This is a genomic window from Lysobacter sp. P5_B9 (genome assembly GCF_054049835.1).
Genome location: NZ_JBFULP010000006.1, coordinates 187,254 through 206,059 on the forward strand (window position 1 = coordinate 187,254; position 18,806 = coordinate 206,059).

Annotated in this window: 14 protein-coding genes; all 14 read right to left on the reverse strand. The window is 63.5% G+C overall.

Annotated features, from left to right (window positions below):
• Positions 1-11: 11 nt before the first annotated feature.
• The 14 genes from ACXJJ9_RS13520 to asnB all read right to left on the reverse strand — a co-directional run bounded on the left by ACXJJ9_RS13520 (position 12) and on the right by asnB (position 18,590).
• On the reverse strand, positions 12-545 hold the full coding sequence (locus ACXJJ9_RS13520) for a TetR/AcrR family transcriptional regulator (RefSeq protein ID WP_457097670.1): 534 nt from the start codon (positions 543-545) through the stop codon (positions 12-14).
• 505 nt (positions 546-1,050) lie between these two features.
• Positions 1,051-1,335, reverse strand: coding sequence for a hypothetical protein (locus ACXJJ9_RS13525; protein WP_457097671.1), 285 nt, complete (start codon positions 1,333-1,335; stop codon positions 1,051-1,053).
• Between the two features lie 76 nt (positions 1,336-1,411).
• On the reverse strand, positions 1,412-2,290 hold the full coding sequence (locus tag ACXJJ9_RS13530) for an acyltransferase (RefSeq protein ID WP_457097672.1): 879 nt from the start codon (positions 2,288-2,290) through the stop codon (positions 1,412-1,414).
• A gap of 429 nt (positions 2,291-2,719) precedes the next feature.
• Positions 2,720-3,187, reverse strand: coding sequence for a hypothetical protein (locus ACXJJ9_RS13535; protein WP_457097673.1), 468 nt, complete (start codon positions 3,185-3,187; stop codon positions 2,720-2,722).
• A 257-nt stretch (positions 3,188-3,444) separates the two neighbouring features.
• The gene (locus ACXJJ9_RS13540; RefSeq protein ID WP_457097674.1) at positions 3,445-5,685 is read right to left on the reverse strand and encodes an nSTAND3 domain-containing NTPase; all 2,241 of its coding nucleotides are present in this window, start codon (positions 5,683-5,685) and stop codon (positions 3,445-3,447) included.
• A 52-nt stretch (positions 5,686-5,737) separates the two neighbouring features.
• A complete protein-coding gene (locus ACXJJ9_RS13545; RefSeq protein ID WP_457097675.1) occupies positions 5,738-7,873 on the reverse strand; it encodes an AAA family ATPase in 2,136 nt (711 codons plus the stop codon).
• Positions 7,874-8,231: 358 nt separating this feature from the next.
• Positions 8,232-10,955, reverse strand: a complete 2,724-nt coding sequence (locus ACXJJ9_RS13550; RefSeq protein ID WP_457097676.1) for an excinuclease ABC subunit A — start codon at positions 10,953-10,955, stop codon at positions 8,232-8,234.
• A 175-nt stretch (positions 10,956-11,130) separates the two neighbouring features.
• The gene (locus tag ACXJJ9_RS13555) at positions 11,131-11,724 is read right to left on the reverse strand and encodes a DUF6151 family protein (protein ID WP_457097677.1); all 594 of its coding nucleotides are present in this window, start codon (positions 11,722-11,724) and stop codon (positions 11,131-11,133) included.
• Between the two features lie 48 nt (positions 11,725-11,772).
• Complete coding sequence (locus ACXJJ9_RS13560; protein WP_457097678.1) at positions 11,773-12,363, reverse strand: hypothetical protein; 591 nt, start codon at positions 12,361-12,363, stop codon at positions 11,773-11,775.
• Between the two features lie 311 nt (positions 12,364-12,674).
• A complete protein-coding gene (locus ACXJJ9_RS13565; protein WP_457097679.1) occupies positions 12,675-13,730 on the reverse strand; it encodes a hypothetical protein in 1,056 nt (351 codons plus the stop codon).
• Positions 13,727-14,716 carry an NAD(+) synthase gene (gene nadE / locus ACXJJ9_RS13570; protein ID WP_457097680.1) on the reverse strand — a complete coding sequence of 330 codons (990 nt, stop codon included), beginning with the start codon at positions 14,714-14,716 and terminating at the stop codon, positions 13,727-13,729. Before nadE ends, ACXJJ9_RS13565 begins: the two co-directional genes overlap by 4 nt.
• Positions 14,713-16,251: a class I adenylate-forming enzyme family protein gene (locus tag ACXJJ9_RS13575; RefSeq protein WP_457097681.1), complete on the reverse strand. Its 1,539-nt coding sequence runs from the start codon at positions 16,249-16,251 to the stop codon at positions 14,713-14,715. Before ACXJJ9_RS13575 ends, nadE begins: the two co-directional genes overlap by 4 nt.
• A gap of 11 nt (positions 16,252-16,262) precedes the next feature.
• Entirely contained in the window at positions 16,263-16,511 is a 249-nt protein-coding gene (locus ACXJJ9_RS13580) for an acyl carrier protein (protein ID WP_457097682.1), read from the reverse strand.
• 81 nt (positions 16,512-16,592) lie between these two features.
• Entirely contained in the window at positions 16,593-18,590 is a 1,998-nt protein-coding gene (asnB, locus tag ACXJJ9_RS13585) for an asparagine synthase (glutamine-hydrolyzing) (protein ID WP_457097683.1), read from the reverse strand.
• Positions 18,591-18,806 lie beyond the last annotated feature (216 nt).

Consider the following 18,806-nt stretch of genomic DNA (forward strand, 5'->3'; position numbering starts at 1 on the left):
GGATTCGGTGATCAGTCCTGGGTGGGAGCGAGATGCTTCAGCGCGGCCTCGCGCAGCCCATCGGCAAGCTTGGGCTCGTCAACGGCACGCGCGAGGATGAGGGCGCCGACCATCGATGCGACGCTGAAAAGGGCGTGTTCGTGTGCCCCCGGCTGCCCCCAGTCGGGAGACTGGCGGGCGACGAGGTCGATCATTTCCTTGATGCGGCGCGTTGCGGCGCGCCTTACCTCGGGCGCTTGGCGAGGCATCTCCGAGCCAAGCGCGGCCGTTGCACAGCCGGTCTCGATCGCCTCGAGGTGCTCGTCCGAAAGATAGGCCCGCATCATGGCCGTGAGCGCCTGCTGCGGCGGCAAGCTGGAGGCGATGCGCTCCATCATCGCCACGGCTTCACTGCCGGCCCGGTCGGCAGCCTCGGCGAGCATCGCCTCGCGCGACGGGAAATGGGCGTAGAAGCCGCCATGCGTCAGACCGGCGGCCTTCATGATGTCGGCGACGCCCGTGCCGTTGTAGCCGCTGCGCCGGATGGCGCGCGCGGCGGCGTCCACGATGCGGTCGTGGGTGGCTTCCTTGGAACGGGGAGCGGGTCGTTTCATATGATGCGCATCATATTCCCCTTTTGGGGCGCGATGCAAGCGGCCGCCCCAGCCTCCAGGCGCTGCCGGTCCCGAAAACGAGCCCGACCCATTCCGCCCTCCTCTGCCGGACCGTCGCAGCAATAACTCCGGCGTCGAGGCCCAGGAGCCTCAACCTGGACATTTTTTGTCCAACCGCCGGACAAATCGTCCGGCGTTCCGCCCAAAAGATGCGGCCCGCCGCCCGATTCTTCCGGGCCGCCGCACGAAACAGGCAACGGCCCGAGCGAAACCTGCGAGCGCCCGCACGCCCTTCCCGCCGACCAACAAAAAAGCCCCGCGAGCGGGGCTTTTCTGGCGGCGTCCGGGAAGAATCAGGCGGCCGGTACGGGTTCGGGCCTGCGCGAGCCGGACAGCGCTTCGCTCACGCCTTCCAGACCCTTGTTGGGACTCCACAGCTTGAGCAGGGCGTGATTGCTCACCCGCGTTCCTGCATATGTCGCGCGGCCGCCGCGGCCGCTGTACGCAACACGCCGGAATAGAACATGCGGGCCTGCCCTGCCTCCTGGGCCGCAGTCTCCAGCCATTGGGTGTAGGCCGACAGCAGGTCGCGAGCGTTGTACTGGGATCCGAGGTCGGCGACCGTCTTTGCAACGGCATCCCGCACATGCCAGTCAACGTTGGCGCCTGCCTCTGCCTGTTTGGCGAGATCAGCGACTCTAAGAACATGCGGCGTGATTAGACCGACGACTGTGGCCTTCATTGGTTCGACCTGAATTTGCTCCGAACCGGGGAAGATAGCGCAAAGCTTCGACGCAATGCGCCGGATAGCACAGTCTTCAGTCCGCCAGCAGGCGGGTCATGTCCGCATCCTTCTCCCGCCACAACCCGTTCATCCACTGCTGGAAGCGGGCACGGAACGCGCGGTTGTTCTGGTAGTCGCCACGCAGCACCTCATCGGGGATCGAGCGCTGGCGCAGGTGCACGCGGATCTCGGGGATGCGGTCCGCCAGCAAGTCCATCATCGTGGGTCGCCCGCCGGGATACGCGATGGTCACGTCCAGGATCGCGTGCAGGCCCTCGCCCATCGCGTCCAGCACGAAAGCCACGCCGCCGGACTTCGGCTTGAGCAGGTGGCGGTACGGCGCGCCCTGCGTGGCGTGCTTGCCCGGCGTGAAGCGTGTGCCTTCGACGAAGTTCATGATCGCCACCGGGATCGCGCGGAATTTTTCGCAGGCGCGGCGGGTGGCTTCGGTGTCGCGCCGGGCCAACTCCGGGCGACGCGCGATCTGCTTGGGCGTGTAGCGGCCCATGAATGGGAAATCCAGCGCCCACCACGCCAGCCCCAGCAGCGGCACCCAGAACAGCTGTCGCTTCAGGAAAAAGCGCAGCAGCGGAATGCGTCGGTTGAACACCTTCTGCAAGACCAGGATATCCACCCAGCTCTGGTGATTGGCCAGCACCAGGTAGTGGCCGTCCACCTGCAGCACCGCGTCCTCCTGCACGTCGACGCGCGTGCCGGTGAAGCGGTCCATCATCCAGCTGTTCACCCCGATCCAGCTTTCCGCCAGCCCGGTGAGCAGAGGATTGCTCGCCCGCCGCAAACGGTCGAACGGCAGCAACGCCTTCACCAACGCCACCAACAGCAGTGGAAGCACATGCAACACGGTGTTGGCTGCGATCAGCAGGGAAATCAGTACCAAGCGCAATGGGAGCATGGAAACACGAGAGTCTCGGATGAATGCCTATTGTCCCGAGGAAACCGAGGCCACGTCACCCTGCCGGCCGGAACCGGCCCGTCCCTCCGGTGCGGGATCACGGATCGTACCGATCGACCCGCGGCGAACCGGTGCAGCACACACTAAGGGGGGCAGGTTCGTTTACCGCCCATCGATAAATGAACCTGACCCCTTATTCTGGCCCCAAGGCCTGCACCCCGACTTCCCGGCGCACTGGGCCAGAGTTGTGCGACCACCTGGCCGCTGGCGTTCGTCGGGGTCACCGTCGTCGCCCGATGGTGCGGCGGGTCGTGGCGAGGGTGACTGGCTGAGTTCGCCGCTCGCTGCAGCTTCGCGACAACGCGCCGCACGTTCGACACAAAAAGCCCCGCCATGGCGGGGCTTTTCTTCTTCAGGGGTACGGATGGATCAGGCGGCCGGTGCGGGTTCGGGCCTGCGCGAGCGCGAGAAGCGGGCGGACAGCGCCTCGCTCACGCCTTCCAGGCCCTTGTTGCGGCCCGTCAGCTTGAGCAGGCCGTAGCCTTCCAGGGCGGTGTTCATGGCGTCGCTGCCCAGGGCCATCTCCGAATCGCTCATGCGCTCCATGAGGCGCTGCAGGCGCGCCAGCAGCGGACGCAGCTGGTCGAGCGCGCGCAGGTCGGCCTGCGCGTCGGCCAGGCCCAGGCTGGGCGGCACGATTTCCGGGTTCTGCCCCAGCACCATGATCGTCTGCCGGACGAAGGCCTCGGACTTGTCGCCCATCTTGGTGAGCTGGCGCCGGGTGGCGTTGTCGAGCGCCAGCAACCCGGTGAGCCGCGACTCCATGTCGCCGATCAGGGTGTTGAGGGCGCGGACGTCGTCGTCGGACAGGTGGAACGAGATGAGGTTTTGCGACACGAACAATCTCCGTTTGTTTCCATGTGTGCACCGGCGGGTGCCGGGTGCGTCCTTGCTCCGCCGCGGTCCGCGTGGCGTGGGGTGATCGCTACGGGGCGATCGGAGCGAATGAAGTTTCCCAAAATGGCCAAGGATTTGAAAGCAAGTATGGGCCGTCGAATCGGGCTACTTGCCGATTTGAAATCAACCTGCTCCGAGTATCGCAGTGCGCTTCGCCTGTCGGGCCCCAAGGTCCGCACGAGTCCCGACCGCATTGACTACGACCGTTCGAAATAGTCGTGAATCTCCGCATCCGGAGAATAGGACGTGACAAAGGAGTCGCGGCCGTCATCCTCCCAACGGTCTGCAGCGGCCTCCAGGTTGCTATTCAACACATCGCTTACATCCAGCTCAGTCGCAATACTCATCACCATCTCTGCATCAACTTCCAAGCCAATGGAACTCAACTCTGCGTAGACGTAGTCGTATACCTGGTCCTCGGCAAACCCCAGGTCGTTCTCGTCGTACAGATCAGCCAATATCGAATCATCCGAAACGAACTGACCAATGTTGTCGCGCCAAATTGACACTATTTCCTCTCTCAACACCTGATACCTATTACCGCCAAAAGCCTCGTCGGCGAGCTTGGCCACTGTGCAGAGGTGACGCATGGCCTTGATGGAAACCAAGACCTCATCAAGGCTTTGCATTAGCCGATCGAGTACTGGCAGAAGTTCCTTCGGGTGATCCACGAACGCCTTGCTCAGAACCAGAAGCCCATCTTCGAGCGCATCCCCCATATCGCTATTGACGCGCAATGCCACCGTGCGACAGGCGGCCGAGATGTCATGCCAAGGCACATCCAGCCGTAGGAGGCGCCCCACTACCGCAACGGCCACATTCAGGGGCATATCGAAGACCGCACTCGGCGGCGCGATCATGGACATAAATACCTCTAGGCGATCGCTCTCCGAAACAACCTCAAGCTGCACCAGCGAATCAAGATAGTTCAACGAAGACGCCGTCACCAGCGACGCGAACACAGTATGCAGAACGCCTAAACGCGGGGCCTCTGCCAACAAGTAGTCGCCAATCGACGGGTTGAACAAGGACAGGCTCGCCATCCCCTCACGATCAACAACACGCGTCAGGACCGAACCAATCGCTAGCTTCAGAGCGTCGTGAAACCTCTGGTAGAACGACGGATCGCTCTCCCCGACTCTATACGAGTATCGGCGAAACGCATTCTTGAGTTCGTCATCAGAAATTGGGCGGCCGTTGAATCCAACCAAGTAGGCCAAATCTTTGGTATCGACACTGACCTGCTTGCGAAAAACGTGATCCCATATCTCCGATGGATACTCAAATGATCGCTCCACATAGGCCCAGTATTCCTCTTTGGCCAGACCCGCAATTCGATCGGGGTCGGTGATAAACGCAACCAGCCGCGGATTGAAATTTCTGTGCGAGATGACGTCCATGTATCTATTCGATTCATAGATGGCGTCGAGAGCGGGCGTTGGCATACCGCCAGCCCATATGTGGGCATACAGGATCTTGGCCTTCTCCAGTCGCGAAAGGTGCCCGACGCTAAGCTCGAACTCTTTTGTCGAGATCTTTTCGATGCGGAATAGCTCTGAGCAATCCTTGCCTTGCTCAAGAATATGAGAACGCGACGTCAGCACGAAGCGCTTGTTTTCCCTCGCAGCAACCCTACGAAGGAAGCCCACGATCTTCGCATCCTCTCTACCTCGAATGACCTCTAGCAAATTGCTGCCAAGGAAGTCGTCAAAAAGAAAGAACTGCTGGACCTCGCCATCGAATATCGACTCAGCCTCTTCAATGGAGTTGAGGACATATGGAACAAATCCACGTCCCGCCGCCTCCAACAGCAACTCGTGAGCAAGCGTGGTTTTCCCCACCCCAGGGGCGCCTTTGATAATCAAGACCCGGGCCCTATCGAGCGTCACCCGTGCCCGCTCCGCATCTGCCGTGTCGACATAGCGCCTTGCGAAGTTGTGAATCTCTTCCATCGCAAACCCGCTACGCCCGACGAGCCCGTGGTTGATTATCTGACTAAGCACCCTTCCGGTAGCCACCCACAGCTTCGGGTTTCGCATTTCAATCTCAGGACTGGACACAAGCAGATCGTGTAAATCCTCACGACCAAAAATGTCCCCCTCCGACTGAATGTACGGATGCAGAGCTTTCTTGATCCTCTCCTTGTTCGCTCGCGAAAGCTGAACTGATGTCGCGACAATGTATCTTTCCGGCGAAAGCTTCTTGATCTTCTTCAGCTCGTCTCCTGCCAAATGAGAGATCAGCTTCTCTACGCCGGAGCGCGACCAGTTCTTATATTGCAGAACCACCTCTCCGGACGCACTAAACCAGCGACCATCGACGCCTTTGTCCTTGCCTGGCTTGAATCGCTCGATCTTCTCGCCAAAGTGCTTGCTCAATAGATCGTTTGCCAAAATCTCAAAGTCTCTGTCATTCAGAACCGAAAAGTCGTATTCCATGAACACTCCTCAAGCCACCCCTAAACTTTCGACGCCGCCGATCCCGAACCCGTTACGCGTTTTGCTCCGCATCTTCGACCGGCAATCCCATGCGGATGGCATAGTGGTGCGGATACTGCGTCGCGTCGAACACCGCGCGAAACTTATCTAGAAAGAACTGGACATCGTGATCACCGAAATCTGTCAAATTCTGGTCGTTTCGATGTGAGCGGTTGTCCAGGTATCGACTCAGGGGGACAAAGCTTCGATCTTCGTTCTCCAGTCTCTGCAGGGCAGCCTTGAAGGCGCCCTGCTGACTGGTAAAGGTAAAGAACTGCTCAAAGATGCAACGCATGGCATTGGCCACGCCCACGGTAGTTGCACTCCCAGCATGCGCGTCCTTTATGACCTCCCATGCTGCGTCGTAATCGTTCTTGATGTCGTCCTTCCCCATCGGAACGACGGAACTATGCGGGCGTTTGACCACGCGAAAATACTGGCACTGGCCATGTAACTTTATCGCGTGGATCTGCTTGATTAGCTCGTGGTGGAAGAATAGCGAATGAGTCAGGACCAAGACCTGCCGAACCGCTGTGGGACCACCGATAAACTCATTGGCAATGAGCCAGGCGACGTCATAGACAAAAGTGTTGGACAGACTGGAAATAGGATCATCAATGACTACGATTTTCCTGCTCTGTGCTACATGCTGATCCTTATCCGCAGACCCGTTCACTAGTTCGATAAAGTAGAAGAAGGCAATGACAGTCTTTTCGCCTTCAGATAGCGACTTGTAGTCTTCTTGTCCGACCCCGGGACGTTCCAAGCAGTACAAATTTCCGTCACCAGGCTTCTTGGCGATCGTGAAATCATTAATGCCGTGTCGCCTCAACCGCCTATTGATGGCCCCAACGGCCCTTTCTGTGCCGATGCTATTGGCCCGGATTTGAGCCAAGCGCGCTTCGATAGCATCCAAACGGGCCTGCACCCCCCCGCGTTCCTCGTTAAGGCCAGCCACAATGCGCTCGCCTTCGGCAATCTGCGCTTGGTGCACGTCGATCGCACCACCATGCTCATGCCGCATGCGCTTCCAGAAGTCCGTTTCGATGCGCGATCGTTCTGCAGCGCGGTGCTTGATACGCTCATTGAACACATCGATTCGGATGTTGGTTTCACTGATCTGCTTGAACACTTGAGCCATTTCCGAGCGGCTGTCAGCCACGGAAACAGAATCCCCCGGCGCCATCAACTTGGCCTTCATTTGTTCAAGGTTTCTCGCGAGTCGCAGTTGGAACCTATTCCATTGCTCTCGCAATTGGGTGTTCTCATCGGCAAAAGTTTCCGTCGCGAACATTTGCCGCATGTGATCTTCAATCTCGCCAAGCCGCCGTTCGTAATCGATGACCAAGGCGCTGATCTTCGCCACCTTGTCGCGGTAGGTGGTGTCAATCAGCTTGGTTAGCTCTTCCTTGAAATCAGCCGGCAACTCTTGCTGACAGAATGGACAATCGTCGCCTCGAATGTGTTTGGCACCAACTCCAACCCAGTCCATGTTGCCGAGCGTCTGGATCACAGGTGCCAACCGACTGTCCGAGGACCCGGCAATGCTTTCGTTCCATAGCGGAGATTGCTCTGCCTCCACGATCCCGCCAATGTCTAGATTCACATGTGACTTTGGTGGCTCGGTCGACGCGACATCCCTCATCCGGGCGTGCAATTCATCCAAGCCGACTGGCGTGTCGTCCTGAGCCAATACAACGGACTTAATCCTTTCAAAAACTTTGGCCTTAGACTTTCCCATCCCGTCAAGAAACGGATCGAGCGGACCATCGGAGTGGTCCCTATGCGCTTTCCAGGTGGCCTCCTGGGCGGCCGTCAGGCTGGATCCTGCCAAGCCCACCCGCTGGGCCTTCTGAGCCTCGATTTCGTTCTTGCGAGCTACGAGCACGCCCTTCTCAACTTGGAGTTCCTCTACCTCGCGCAGCGCATCAGCGTCTTCCTGGCCCAAGCTGAAAATGCCGGGGAAGCCCGACGCATTGCGAAAGTTTCGCTCGACAAACTCCTCGTTGTAGACCAGATGGTGATAGGCACCATCTCCAGTGTGGTCCAGCGAGCAATCGGGGAATGGTTCGGAGTTGTTGCCGTTATGGTGAATTACTTTTCCAATAGCGCTCTTTCCGGCACCGTTGTTGCCGTAGAACAGAGCCACTCTCAGCGTTGGATTGATCGAGACGGACGTCTGCGCGTCTCGAGGGAAGCTCTTAACGCCTTGGATACGAATTGTTCGGATCACAATATTCCCCCTTACCGGACCGTAGGAATATAAGTTGCGTGGGCTCCCCTTAGCCAGCGACACCTTTAGCTCCTCCACGCGTGCCAAATCTCCTGAGCAATGCGTTCGGCGGGCAGACGCCCAAGCAAACATTTAGCGTGGTTCCGCTGGCTACTATTTATTGCAGGGACTACAAGACCGAAGGGCCCTACGAATTTTTCGCATTCCGAATGGCTGCACGGGATTATCCGACGCAATCGAATGGGCCAATGTCCATGACCCAATGCACATCAAATCAGCTCTGGACGCCTACCGCGCCCGCCAGATACGCCGCAGTACGACTACCCCGCGCCAGCACCACCCCCCCCGGCGCTCCCTCCACCACGATCCTTCCCCCGCTCTCCCCCGCCCCCGGCCCCATATCGATCACCCAGTCCGCCTGGGCCACCACACGCATCTCGTGCTCGATCACCACCACGGAGTTGCCGGCGTCGACGAGGCGGTGCAGTTGCAGCATCAGGCGGTCGGCATCGGCGGCGTGCAGGCCGGTGGTGGGTTCGTCGAGGACGTACAGGCTGCGGCCGCGCTGGCTGCGCTGCAGTTCGGTGGCGAGCTTGATGCGTTGCGCCTCGCCGCCGGACAGCTCGGTGGCGGGCTGGCCCAGGCGCAGGTAGCCCAGGCCGATCTCGCGCAGCACGTTCAAGGTGCGCGCGATGGCGTCCTCCCCGACGAAGAACTCGCCGGCCTCCTCCACCGTCATGCGCAGCACCTGCGCGATGTTGCGGCCGTGCCATTGCACCTGCAGCGTGGCCTGGTTGTAGCGGGCGCCGTGGCAGGTCGGGCACGGGGCGTAGACGCTGGGCATGAAGAGCAGCTCGACGCTGACGAAGCCCTCGCCTTCGCAGGTTTCGCAGCGGCCCTTGGCGACGTTGAAGGAGAAGCGGCCGGCGTCGAAGCGGTGGCGTTTCGCCTCCTTGGTTGCCGCGAACAGCTTGCGCACGTGATCGAACAGGCCGGTGTAGGTGGCGAGGTTGGAGCGTGGGGTGCGGCCGATCGGCTTCTGGTCGACCTGCACCAGGCGCTGCACGGCGTCGACGTCGCCGGCGAGGTGGCCGCGGGTGCGTTCGAGCACGGTGGGGGCATCGGGTGTGCCTTCGTCCTCGTCTTCGGGCTCGTGGCCCAGATGCAGCAGCACCAGTTCGGTCAGCGCCTGTGCGACCAGGCTGGACTTGCCCGAGCCGGAGATGCCGGTGACGGCGGTGAGCACACCCAGCGGGATGCGCGCGTCGAGGCCGTGCAGGTTGTGGCGGTGGATGCCCTGCAGCTGCAGCCAGCCGGTGGGCGTGCGCGCGTGGCTGGTGGGCGCGGGCGTGGTGCCGAACAGGTAGCGGGCGGTGCGCGACTCCTCGATGTCTTTCAGCCCCGCGGTCGGGCCGCTGTAGAGCACGCGGCCGCCGCGTTCGCCGGCGTCGGGGCCGACGTCGACCAGCCACTGCGCGCGGTGCATCAGCTCCAGGTCGTGCTCGACCACGAACACCGAGTTGCCGGCGTCGCGCAGTTGTTCCAGCGCGTCGTACAGGGCCTGGCTGTCGGCCGGGTGCAGGCCGGCGGAGGGTTCGTCGAGCACGTAGACCACGCCGAACAGGTTGGAGCGCAACTGCGTGGCCAGGCGCAGGCGTTGCAGTTCGCCGGGCGAGAGCGTGGGCGTGGTGCGGTCGAGCGACAGGTAGCCCAGGCCCAGCGCCTGCAGGGTATGCAGGCGCGCGATCACGCCTTCGGCCAGGCGCTGCGCGGCGAGGCGTTTTTCCTCCGACAGCGCGGGGGTGCGGCGCACGTCGGGGGTGGTGGCGTGGGTGGCTTGCTTGGATGCGGCGCGTTTGGCGCGGTCGCGTGCGGTGGCGGTGAGGTTGGTTGACTGGCCGGGTTCTTGGTCGCGGGGCGTGCCCCCACCCCGGCCCTCCCCCGCTTTGCGGGGGAGGGAGCGGTCGGTTGGCGTTGCGTGGGCGTGGAAGTCGCCGCGGGCGATGGGTTCCAGCAGCGCGGCGACGCGGTCGAGCGGCATCTGCGACAGCGTGCCGATGTCGACGCCGGCGAAGGTCACCGACAGCGCTTCCTTCTTCAGGCGCTTGCCGTCGCACACCGGGCACACGCGCCCTTCCATGTAGCGCGAGACGCGCTTCTTCATCAGCGCGCTCTGGGTGGTGGCGAAGGTGTGCAGCACGTAGCGGCGCGCGCCGGTGTAGGTGCCCATGTAGCTGGGCTCCATCTTGCGCTTGAGCGCGGCGCGGGTTTCTTTCGCGGTGAAGCCGGCGTAGACGGGCACGGTCGGCGTTTCCTCGGTGAAGAGGATCCAGTCGCGATCCTTCTTCGGCAGGTCCTTCCACGGGATGTCGATGTCATGGCCGAGCGTGACCAGGATGTCGCGCAGGTTCTGTCCGTGCCACGCCGGCGGCCAGCTGGCGATGGCTTTCTCGCGGATGCTGAGCGTCGGGTCGGGGACCATCAGCTTCTCGGTCACCTCGAACACGTGGCCGAGGCCGTGGCACTTCGGGCACGCGCCCTGCGGCGTGTTGGGCGAGAAGTCCTCGGCGTAGAGCATCGCCTGCTTGGGCGGATAGGCGCCGGCGCGCGAGTACATCATCCGCACCAGGCTGGACAGCGTAGTCACGCTGCCGACGCTGGAACGCGCGTTGCTGGCGCCGCGTTGCTGCTGCAATGCAATCGCGGGCGGCAGGCCTTCGATGGCGTCGACGTCGGGCACGCCGGCCTGGTCGATCAGGCGGCGCGCGTAGGGGGCGACGGATTCGAAGTAGCGACGTTGGGCTTCGGCGTAGATCGTGCCGAAGGCGAGCGAGGATTTGCCGGAGCCGGAGACGCCGGAGAACACCACCAGCTGGTCGCGCGGGATGTCGAGGTCGACATCCTTGAGGTTGTGCTCGCGCGCGCCGCGCACGCGGACGAAGCCGTCGTCACGCGGGAGGATGGGTGCGGGCTTCGCGGGAGTGCGGGAGCGCGGCATGCGACGGGCCTGCGGAAAGCTGCAGGCTAGTCCCGGGCGGTGAAAACGGGGTTACCGGGCTGATGCCAGGGGCACTTCGGGTGGCGTCGGGTGGATGAGGCCGGTCGCCTTGTCCGGCTTCGACCAGCCGACGCCATGGCAGCTATGCGCAGACCGCTGGACGACGGATCAGAGGTCAGGCCGCATCGTGCTCCAGCGCAGTGCGTTGCTCGCGGCTGATCACTTCCGGCTCGCGCAAGGGACGGCCGCCGGCGTCGAAGAACGGCGAGCCACGCTCCGGCCGCAGCCGCGCGCCGATGATCCCGGCGACGATGCGAACGCCGCCGGTGACGAAAGCCAGCGGCGTGGCGCGCACCGGCGCGGTCGCGGATTGGCTGTTGATCACGACGCGATTACGCGGCCCGAGCGCCGCGTCCACCGCCTGCGGGGTGGCGTCGAAGCAGGCGGTGACCATGCCCACATAGGGCAGCTTGGGTTCGCGCGGGGTGTTGGCCAGCGGCGTGCGGCAGCAGGCGGCGTACCACCGTAGCAGGCCCTTGGGGCTGAGCGACATGCAGACCACGTGCTCGCTGCCGGCGGTGAACCGCACTGCGGAGGGCGCGACCGGAACGATGTCGGTGCCGCCACTGGCATCCAGCACGCCGGGCACGGCGAGGAAACGCGCAAAGGCGCGGCAGTCCTTGCAGTAGCAGGTCGTCCGCGTGTAGGCGTGGGCGGTGTCCATTTCGCCTCGTACTGCGCCGCAGCGGCATCGCAATTGCATCTTCATGTTCGAAGCACTCCGTGCGTTGGCGGACGTTGTTGCGGGCGAGTCCGCCTAGTTGAGCATCACTGCCAGCGCCGGAGCAGCCGACTCGGTCGATGCCGGCTCGCTGGCATCGACCACCGCCAGCCGCTGCCCCAACTCCTCTTCCGACAACGCCCCCTCCCGATGCAACCACTTGAACCGGTTGCGATGCTGGTCGGCCGTCTCGTCCTGCGGCATGAAGTCGTACTCGCGGCGGAAGTAGTCGGCGCGGCGCGATTCGATTTCCTTGAGGATGCGCTGGCCGTCGTCGCCTTCGATCACCAGCAGGTTGCCCTTCTCGGACCGGACGATGGTGAAGCGCGTGGTGCGGAAGCGGTACACGGCATAGCAGCCGGCGCCGATCAACAACCACACCGACGGCGCGAACTCGCCCTTGATGGCGGCCATGGCGGTGATGACGGCACCCAGCGCGAGCCAGAGCAGGCCGACGTTGCGCAGCCATGAGTTGCGCTCGACGAAGACCTGGCGGTCGCGGCTGATCTCCGAATAGGCGACCGAGAACGAGCGGCTGCCCGTGCTGTCCTCGATGAAGTAGTGCAGTTCATCCGCGCCGAAGGCGTAACGGATGTGGTTGGAATGACGGCTCTGCAGGATTTCCACGGACGCCTCCCCTGACGGTCGTGTACGCGCGCATGGCGCGGTCGGAATATAGCCGACAACTCCGTGGGGCACCCCTGCCCTTATCGGGCTCATCTTGAACGCCTTGCCCATGGGCTCAGGGACAGCGAGCTCTGGCGCCGCTGCGCGGCGCGCCCTCACCCCAGCCCTTTCACCCTTGGACACCCTTCGGGCGCCGCGAGCGGGAGCGGGAGAGGGAGAGGGAGAGGGAGAGGGAGAGGGAGAGGGAGTTTGGCGCCGCTGCGCGGCGCGCCCTCACCCCGGCCCTCTCCCGCAAGCGGGAGAGGGAGTGCTCACCCGTCCTTGTCGGACGAGGTCACGTACAACTCGGCGCCGGCTGTCTCTGGTGACGTGACGCTCCAACTGCCATGGACCGGGCGGCGTCGACGCTCGAAGAAGCCACGGGAGGTCCACCCGGCGTGACAACGGGCAGGCGCGCCGATCTCGACGGATACGGCGGAATGCCCGGTAGCGCGCGCCGCCTGCAGCAAGGCGTCGATGCAGGATCGGCCGACGCCGTCGATCGCATCGACGGACCAGAAGTCCCGCACTCGCAGGATGTCGGACTCGCTGCGGGTGGCGAACCAGGCGCGCAACTCGCCCGCTTTGTTGCTGACGAACAGGTATCGCGTTGCGCCGAACGGGGCGCGGTCAAAGCGCCATCGCGCGTAGGCAGTGTCACGGATCATCACCAGGGCATTGCCATGGTCGGATTCCCGCCATAGGACATCCATCCGCTCATCGGCGCGCTCGGTCCACTCCACGCGTAAAGGGCGTGAGCCCAGGCGACGGAATCCATCGCGTGCGCCGACCGCAAGATCGATCAACGCACCGAGGATACCGGCGAGCGGCGCCGGCAGGTAGCGGCCGAGATACCGGCCATGCCGCAGCACGCGGACATAGCCGACGATCTCCGCAAGCTGCGCGAGACCGGCGCGCTTGACCACGGCGACTGCCTTGGGATTGGGGAAGCCGTAGAGCAGGTCCAGCTCGCGCGCGCCCGCGTTGATCAGTCCCTGCTGGAGCGTGAGCGCCGGACCCAGGGAACGATGTTCCGGAAGCACGGCAAAGTCGACGATCACGCCGGCACGGATTTCACGCCCACGCCACAGCATGCGGCGTTGGCCGGCTGCGCATACGCCCACCCAGTCACCGCTGGGTTCGTGCCGCAACAGTTGCAGCAGCGGGGGCGGACCTTCGCTGCCCACATAAAACCATTCGTACTTGGCTTCGTGCCCGCATCGTTCATGGCCCAAGTTGCCGCGCCAGATCGAAATCACCGTGTCGCGAACCTGACCCGGATCGGCGTCGTGAACGGTGTATAGCAGCGGTGGGCGCGCAGCTGTCATGGCTCGTGCCCGACCTCCGCCACGGCGGTGACCAACACCGGCGCGAGATGCAGGTAGCGCGTGGTGCGACGCTTGTTGCCGATGTCTTCGTATACGGCTTCCGCGTGGGCCTGGCTGATGTTCAACATCGAGGCGACCCAGGAGGCCGGCTTGCTGTTGTTGTGCGCCCACAAGGCGAGGTCCATCTGCTGGTAGGGCAACCCGTAGTAGAACTCGTCCTGACCCTGGCTGAGGCTGTAGGTATCGGTGGTCGGGACCGCCGTGCAGATGCGGTCAGGCAGGCCCAGGTAGCGAGCCATGCCGTACACCTGGGTCTTGTAGAGGTGCGCGATGGGCTTCACATCGGCCGAGCCATCGCCGTTCTTCACGAAGAAGCCCTGGTCGTATTCGACGCGGTTGGGCGTGCCGACCACGGCGTAGTTCAGCCGGTCGGCATGGAAATACTCCAGGGTCTTGCGGATGCGCTGCTTGAAGTTCGTGGCTGCAACGATGGTGAGGTACTGATCGAGTCCAAGGTCGCACGCATGCTGCGAGCCATCCGGGGATTGCGCGACCAGTCGAAACCGGTTGATGCGGCCCTCGGTACCGCCGTCGATCACGATCTTGAACTTCCATCCTTCACCGTAATCCGGCAGCAGGCTGCGCACGGCCGCATCGCGGGACTGGTAGCAGCCAATGGCGGCGAGCACGGGCGCAATGTCGACGCTTTCGGTGCGAACGCCGAGGTGCTGTGCAAGCAGGCGCGCCCGCACCGCGCTGTCGTCCGACGAATCGCGTTCCGGCAGGATCAGGGTCAGCACGCGTTCGGGGCCGAGCGCGCGCACCGCCAGTGCAGCGCTGACGGAGCTGTCGATGCCACCGGAGATCGCAACGACGAGACCGCGTCGATGCAGCTGGTGTGCGGTGATGTCGCGCAGGCGCGCGGCGATGAGATCTGCTTCCGCTGCGTAATCGATCGCCAGCGCGTTCCAGTCGAGTGATGTCATGACGCAACGTGGTTCGCCAGCAGGTGGACACGGCGAACCTTCCCCGATGCAGTGCGAGGCAAGGCAGCCACGAATTCGATGTACTTCGGGATCTTGTAGGGAGGCAGGCGCTCACGGCAGTGCGCCTTGATCTGGTCGGCACCCCACTCCGTCGGCGCTTCGACCACCACGAAGGCCTTGATGGCCTGGCCCATCACTTCGTCATCCACGCCCACGACCGCGGCCTCGATCACGCCTGGAAATTCCGCGATCGCCTCTTCGATGTCGCCGGGGTGCACGCGGTGGGCACCCGTCTTGATCACGTCGCTGCGGCGGCCTGCGAGGAACAGGTAGCCGTCGCCATCGAGGTGGCCCAGGTCGCCGGTTCGCAGCCAACCGTCCCGCAGCGCGTCGCGCGTGGCCTCTACGTTGTTCCAGTAGCCCAGCATGACGTTGGGCCCTCTGGCCCAGACTTCGCCGATCTCGCCCGTGGTGGCGGCCATTCCGTCGTCGCGGACTATTTTCAGGGTCACGCCGTTCACGGGAATGCCCACCGAGCCCAGCTTTTCTTCCAGTCGCTCCGGCGGGAGCCAGGTCAGGCGTGAGGTGGCCTCGGTTTGCCCGTACATCACGAACAAGCGCGGGTGCGGCAACGCCGCGCGCAACTTCCTGGTCAGCGCCGGCGTCATCGGACCACCCGCCTGTGTGAGGGAACGCAGGCACGACAGGTCGTGGTTGCCCAGTTCCGCGTGGTTGAGGAGCAGCGCGAACGTCGAGGGCACGCCAGAGAAGCAGGTGATGCGATGCGCAGCAAGCGCTTCGACGATCAGGTTGGGGAAGACGAGGTTCTTTTCCAGATGGATGCGCGCGCCACTGATGAGGTGCGTGTGCAGCACGGATGCGCCGTACGCGTAATAGAACGGAAGGACGCTCAAGACGCTGTCGTTGCAGTCCAGCCCAAGGTAGGCGATCACCGACTCGGCATTCGCCAGCAGGTTGGCATGGCTCAGCATCACGCCCTTGGGTGTGCCCGTCGTGCCCGAGGTATAGAGGATCAGCGCCAGGTCGTTGGCCCAGGCGTTATTGGCATCGTCCCGGGTCTCGCCCGGCGACGGCTTGCCTGATGACAGCCTGCCCGACGGCTTGGGGGCGCAGAGCGGTTGCTGCTCCTCCAGCGCGATCGAAAGGCGTATGGAGGGCAATTCGGCGATGGCCAGCGTGGCGTCACGATGGCCTTGTTCATGCAACACATAGCGTGCATCGCAGTGACGGATCCACGGCGACAGATCGCGAACGCGTGCCTGCACGTCCAGTGGCACCACGACACCGCCAGCCAGCCAGGTGCCGTAACAAGCGGTCGCTGCCTCGATGCGGTTGGGGAGCACGATGGCGACCCGATCGCCGCGTTGCAGTCCGTTTCCGCGGAGTACGTCGGAGAACGCTTGCGCCTGGGCCCAGAATTCTCCGTAGCTCGCCCGTCGCTCGCCATCGGTGATGGCGGTCCGCTCAGGTGCAGCGCTTGCGATGCATGCGACCCTGGATGCCAGCGTGCTCACAGCCGAAGGCCTCAGGCTTCGAGCTTGCGCGTGACGAATTCATCGACCGACCGGATCGAGTCGAAGATCGCCGGCGTCATTTCCTCCGGCGACACGGAAATCTTGAAGTTGCGTTCCAGGAATACGATCAGCTCGTGGATTCCAATCGAGTCGACCACGCCGCCCCGGATGAGCGGATCTTCGTCGCCGATGGCGGCGTCGTTGTCTGAAAAAAGAAAGTTCTGCAGTACGAACTGCTTGATCTGTCCGCGCCGTTCCATTCGATGCTCGCTGTTCTTTATGCACGGATGCATGCCCGTGGACGCCAGGGCCGGTCGCTGACTGCTCCGTGTCCTCTAGGCTTAATAACGCTTACCGGTACGCGTAGCGGTCAGGTCCGGTGGGTTGGGCGCGCGGGCAGAGCGCCATTTCGCGCATTCATGATGGACCAGCATGGTCGAGAGGACGCCAACGAACGCCTGATTGTCGGCAAAGCTGGTGGCGCCGCCGTTCCGGCACTTTTCGAACAGACGGCCCACCGCCGTCGGGTCGAAATAGCCTGCCGAACGTATCCGGTCGGCGCTCATGAGGTCGGCCACGTAGTCGAGCGGCTTTCCATCGAAGAAGAAGCTCTGGCTGTCGGGTGCGCGATATGGCTGTTTGGTCCGCCGCAGGATGTCGTCTGGCAACAACCCCGACAGCGCCCGCCGCAGCAGGTACTTTTCGGTCATCCCGCGGACCTTGAAGCTCGGGGGAAGGCGGCTGGCGAACTCGATGAGGCGATGATCCAGGTACGGGTAACGGCCTTCGACCGAATGCGCCATCGAGACCCGATCGCCCTGCGCCGACAGCAGGTAGCCCGCCAACAGGGACTTCGCCTCGACGTACTGGTCGCGGGCCAGTGGGCTCCATTCCATGATGTCCGCGGGCAGGGTCTGCTCATAGGCGGACAGGGGATCCCACGGGCCGACGCTGGCGCGCAGTTCCGGCGACAGCATTGCCATTGCGCGCATCGAAGTGCTCCAGCGCGGCACGTGGGCAAAGATCGGGCGCCCGAGATGCTCCATCCCCCGGCCGAAGAAAGACTGGGCGAAGCCGGATTGGCTGACAGGCGAGTTGTTCAGGTAGCCGTAGAGGCGGCCGAGTAGCAAGGGGCGTACCTTTGAGTGCGGTTGGCGCGCCCAGAAGCGCCGTACCTTGGCCTCCTTGAACAGATCGTAGCCGCCGAACACCTCGTCCGCGCCTTCGCCGGTCAGTACGACCTTGTACCCATGCCGGTGCACGCTTTCGGCGAGGAGCATCAAGGGCGCCGGCGCGGTGCGCAGGATCGGCGTTTCGACGTGCCTGAGCAGACGGGGGAAGGCCTCGCCGATGTCGCGGCGGCCGCAGCGGAGCGTGGTGTGGTCGGTGCCCAGGTGCCTGACCATGGCTGCCTGGTGGACGCTCTCGTCGAACTCGCCGTCCTCGAAGGCAACCGAAAACGTGCGCACCGGGGTATCCGTGAAGCCGCGGATCAAGGCGACGATGCCGGAGGAATCCAAGCCTCCACTGAGGTAGGCGCCCACCGGCACGTCGGCGCGGAGCTGCAGGCGCACCGCGTCGACCAGGAGCGCGCGCAGGTCCGCGGCGGCCTGGTCGACATCGCGGTAGACCCGGGCCGGAGAGGTTTCCTCGGCCCGGGGAAACGTCCAGTCCCAGAAGCGGGTCAGGTTTTCGCGGCCGTCGCGCTCGATGCTGAGCAGGCAGCCTGGCGGCAGGCTGCTCACCCCCTCGTAGACCGTGTCCGGATCGGGAATCGACCAGTAGGTGAGCGCCTGCACCAACCCCAATGGAGAAAGAGTGGCGGTGTCCGGCAGCACCGCGTGCAGGGCTTTCACTTCGGACGCGAACCAGACGCGGCCGGCGCTCCGTGCATGGAACAGCGGGCGGATGCCCGTCCGGTCACGAGCCAGGACCAGGCGCTGGCGTTCGCGATCCCACAGGGCGATCGCGAACTGGCCGTTGAGATGATCGACGAAGTGATCGCCGTAGCGATCGTAGAGATGAACGATGACTTCGGTGTCCGAGCGCGTGTAGAAGCGGTGGCCGGCCGCCTCCAGGGCTTCGCGCAGTTCGACGTAATTGAAGATCTCGCCGTTGAACACCGTCCAGACGGTCTGGCGTTCGTTGTGGATGGGCTGGTCGCCGGTCGCCAGGTCAATGATCGACAGGCGCGCGTGCGCCAACCCCACGCCTGGTTCGGCGTGGAAGCCATAGCCGTCCGGACCGCGGTGCTCGAGGGTATGGATCATGCGTTCCAGGACCGGCCGGGCCTGGTCGGGCATGGCCCCGGGACCGCTGAAACCTGCAATGCCGCACACGGGAGCTCGGCTCGTGATGTCGTGGGTTACTTATGGTCCTACGCGTGGCGCTTGGCGATCCGGCCAAGTGCGTCTGATCCAAGCGATCGGCCGCCCCCACCCCGACCCTCCCCCGCTGCGCGTAGGAGGGAGTTGGATCCGGGAGATCGGACTAGTCCCGGGAAACGACGAAGCCCGCGTGTGCGGGCTTCGTTTGGATGCGGCAGCAGCTTGGAA

Bases quoted from the DNA above. Each gene is read 5' to 3' on its own strand.
- ACXJJ9_RS13525 (WP_457097671.1), bottom strand. From the start codon at position 1,335: ATGAAGGCCACAGTCGTCGGTCTAATCACGCCGCATGTTCTTAGAGTC.
- ACXJJ9_RS13580 (WP_457097682.1), bottom strand. From the start codon at position 16,511: ATGGAACGGCGCGGACAGATCAAGCAGTTCGTACTGCAGAACTTTCTT.
- ACXJJ9_RS13540 (WP_457097674.1), bottom strand. From the start codon at position 5,685: ATGGAATACGACTTTTCGGTTCTGAATGACAGAGACTTTGAGATTTTG.
- ACXJJ9_RS13530 (WP_457097672.1), bottom strand. From the start codon at position 2,290: ATGCTCCCATTGCGCTTGGTACTGATTTCCCTGCTGATCGCAGCCAAC.
- ACXJJ9_RS13565 (WP_457097679.1), bottom strand. From the start codon at position 13,730: ATGACAGCTGCGCGCCCACCGCTGCTATACACCGTTCACGACGCCGAT.
- ACXJJ9_RS13550 (WP_457097676.1), bottom strand. From the start codon at position 10,955: ATGCCGCGCTCCCGCACTCCCGCGAAGCCCGCACCCATCCTCCCGCGT.
- ACXJJ9_RS13555 (WP_457097677.1), bottom strand. From the start codon at position 11,724: ATGAAGATGCAATTGCGATGCCGCTGCGGCGCAGTACGAGGCGAAATG.
- nadE (WP_457097680.1), bottom strand. From the start codon at position 14,716: ATGACATCACTCGACTGGAACGCGCTGGCGATCGATTACGCAGCGGAA.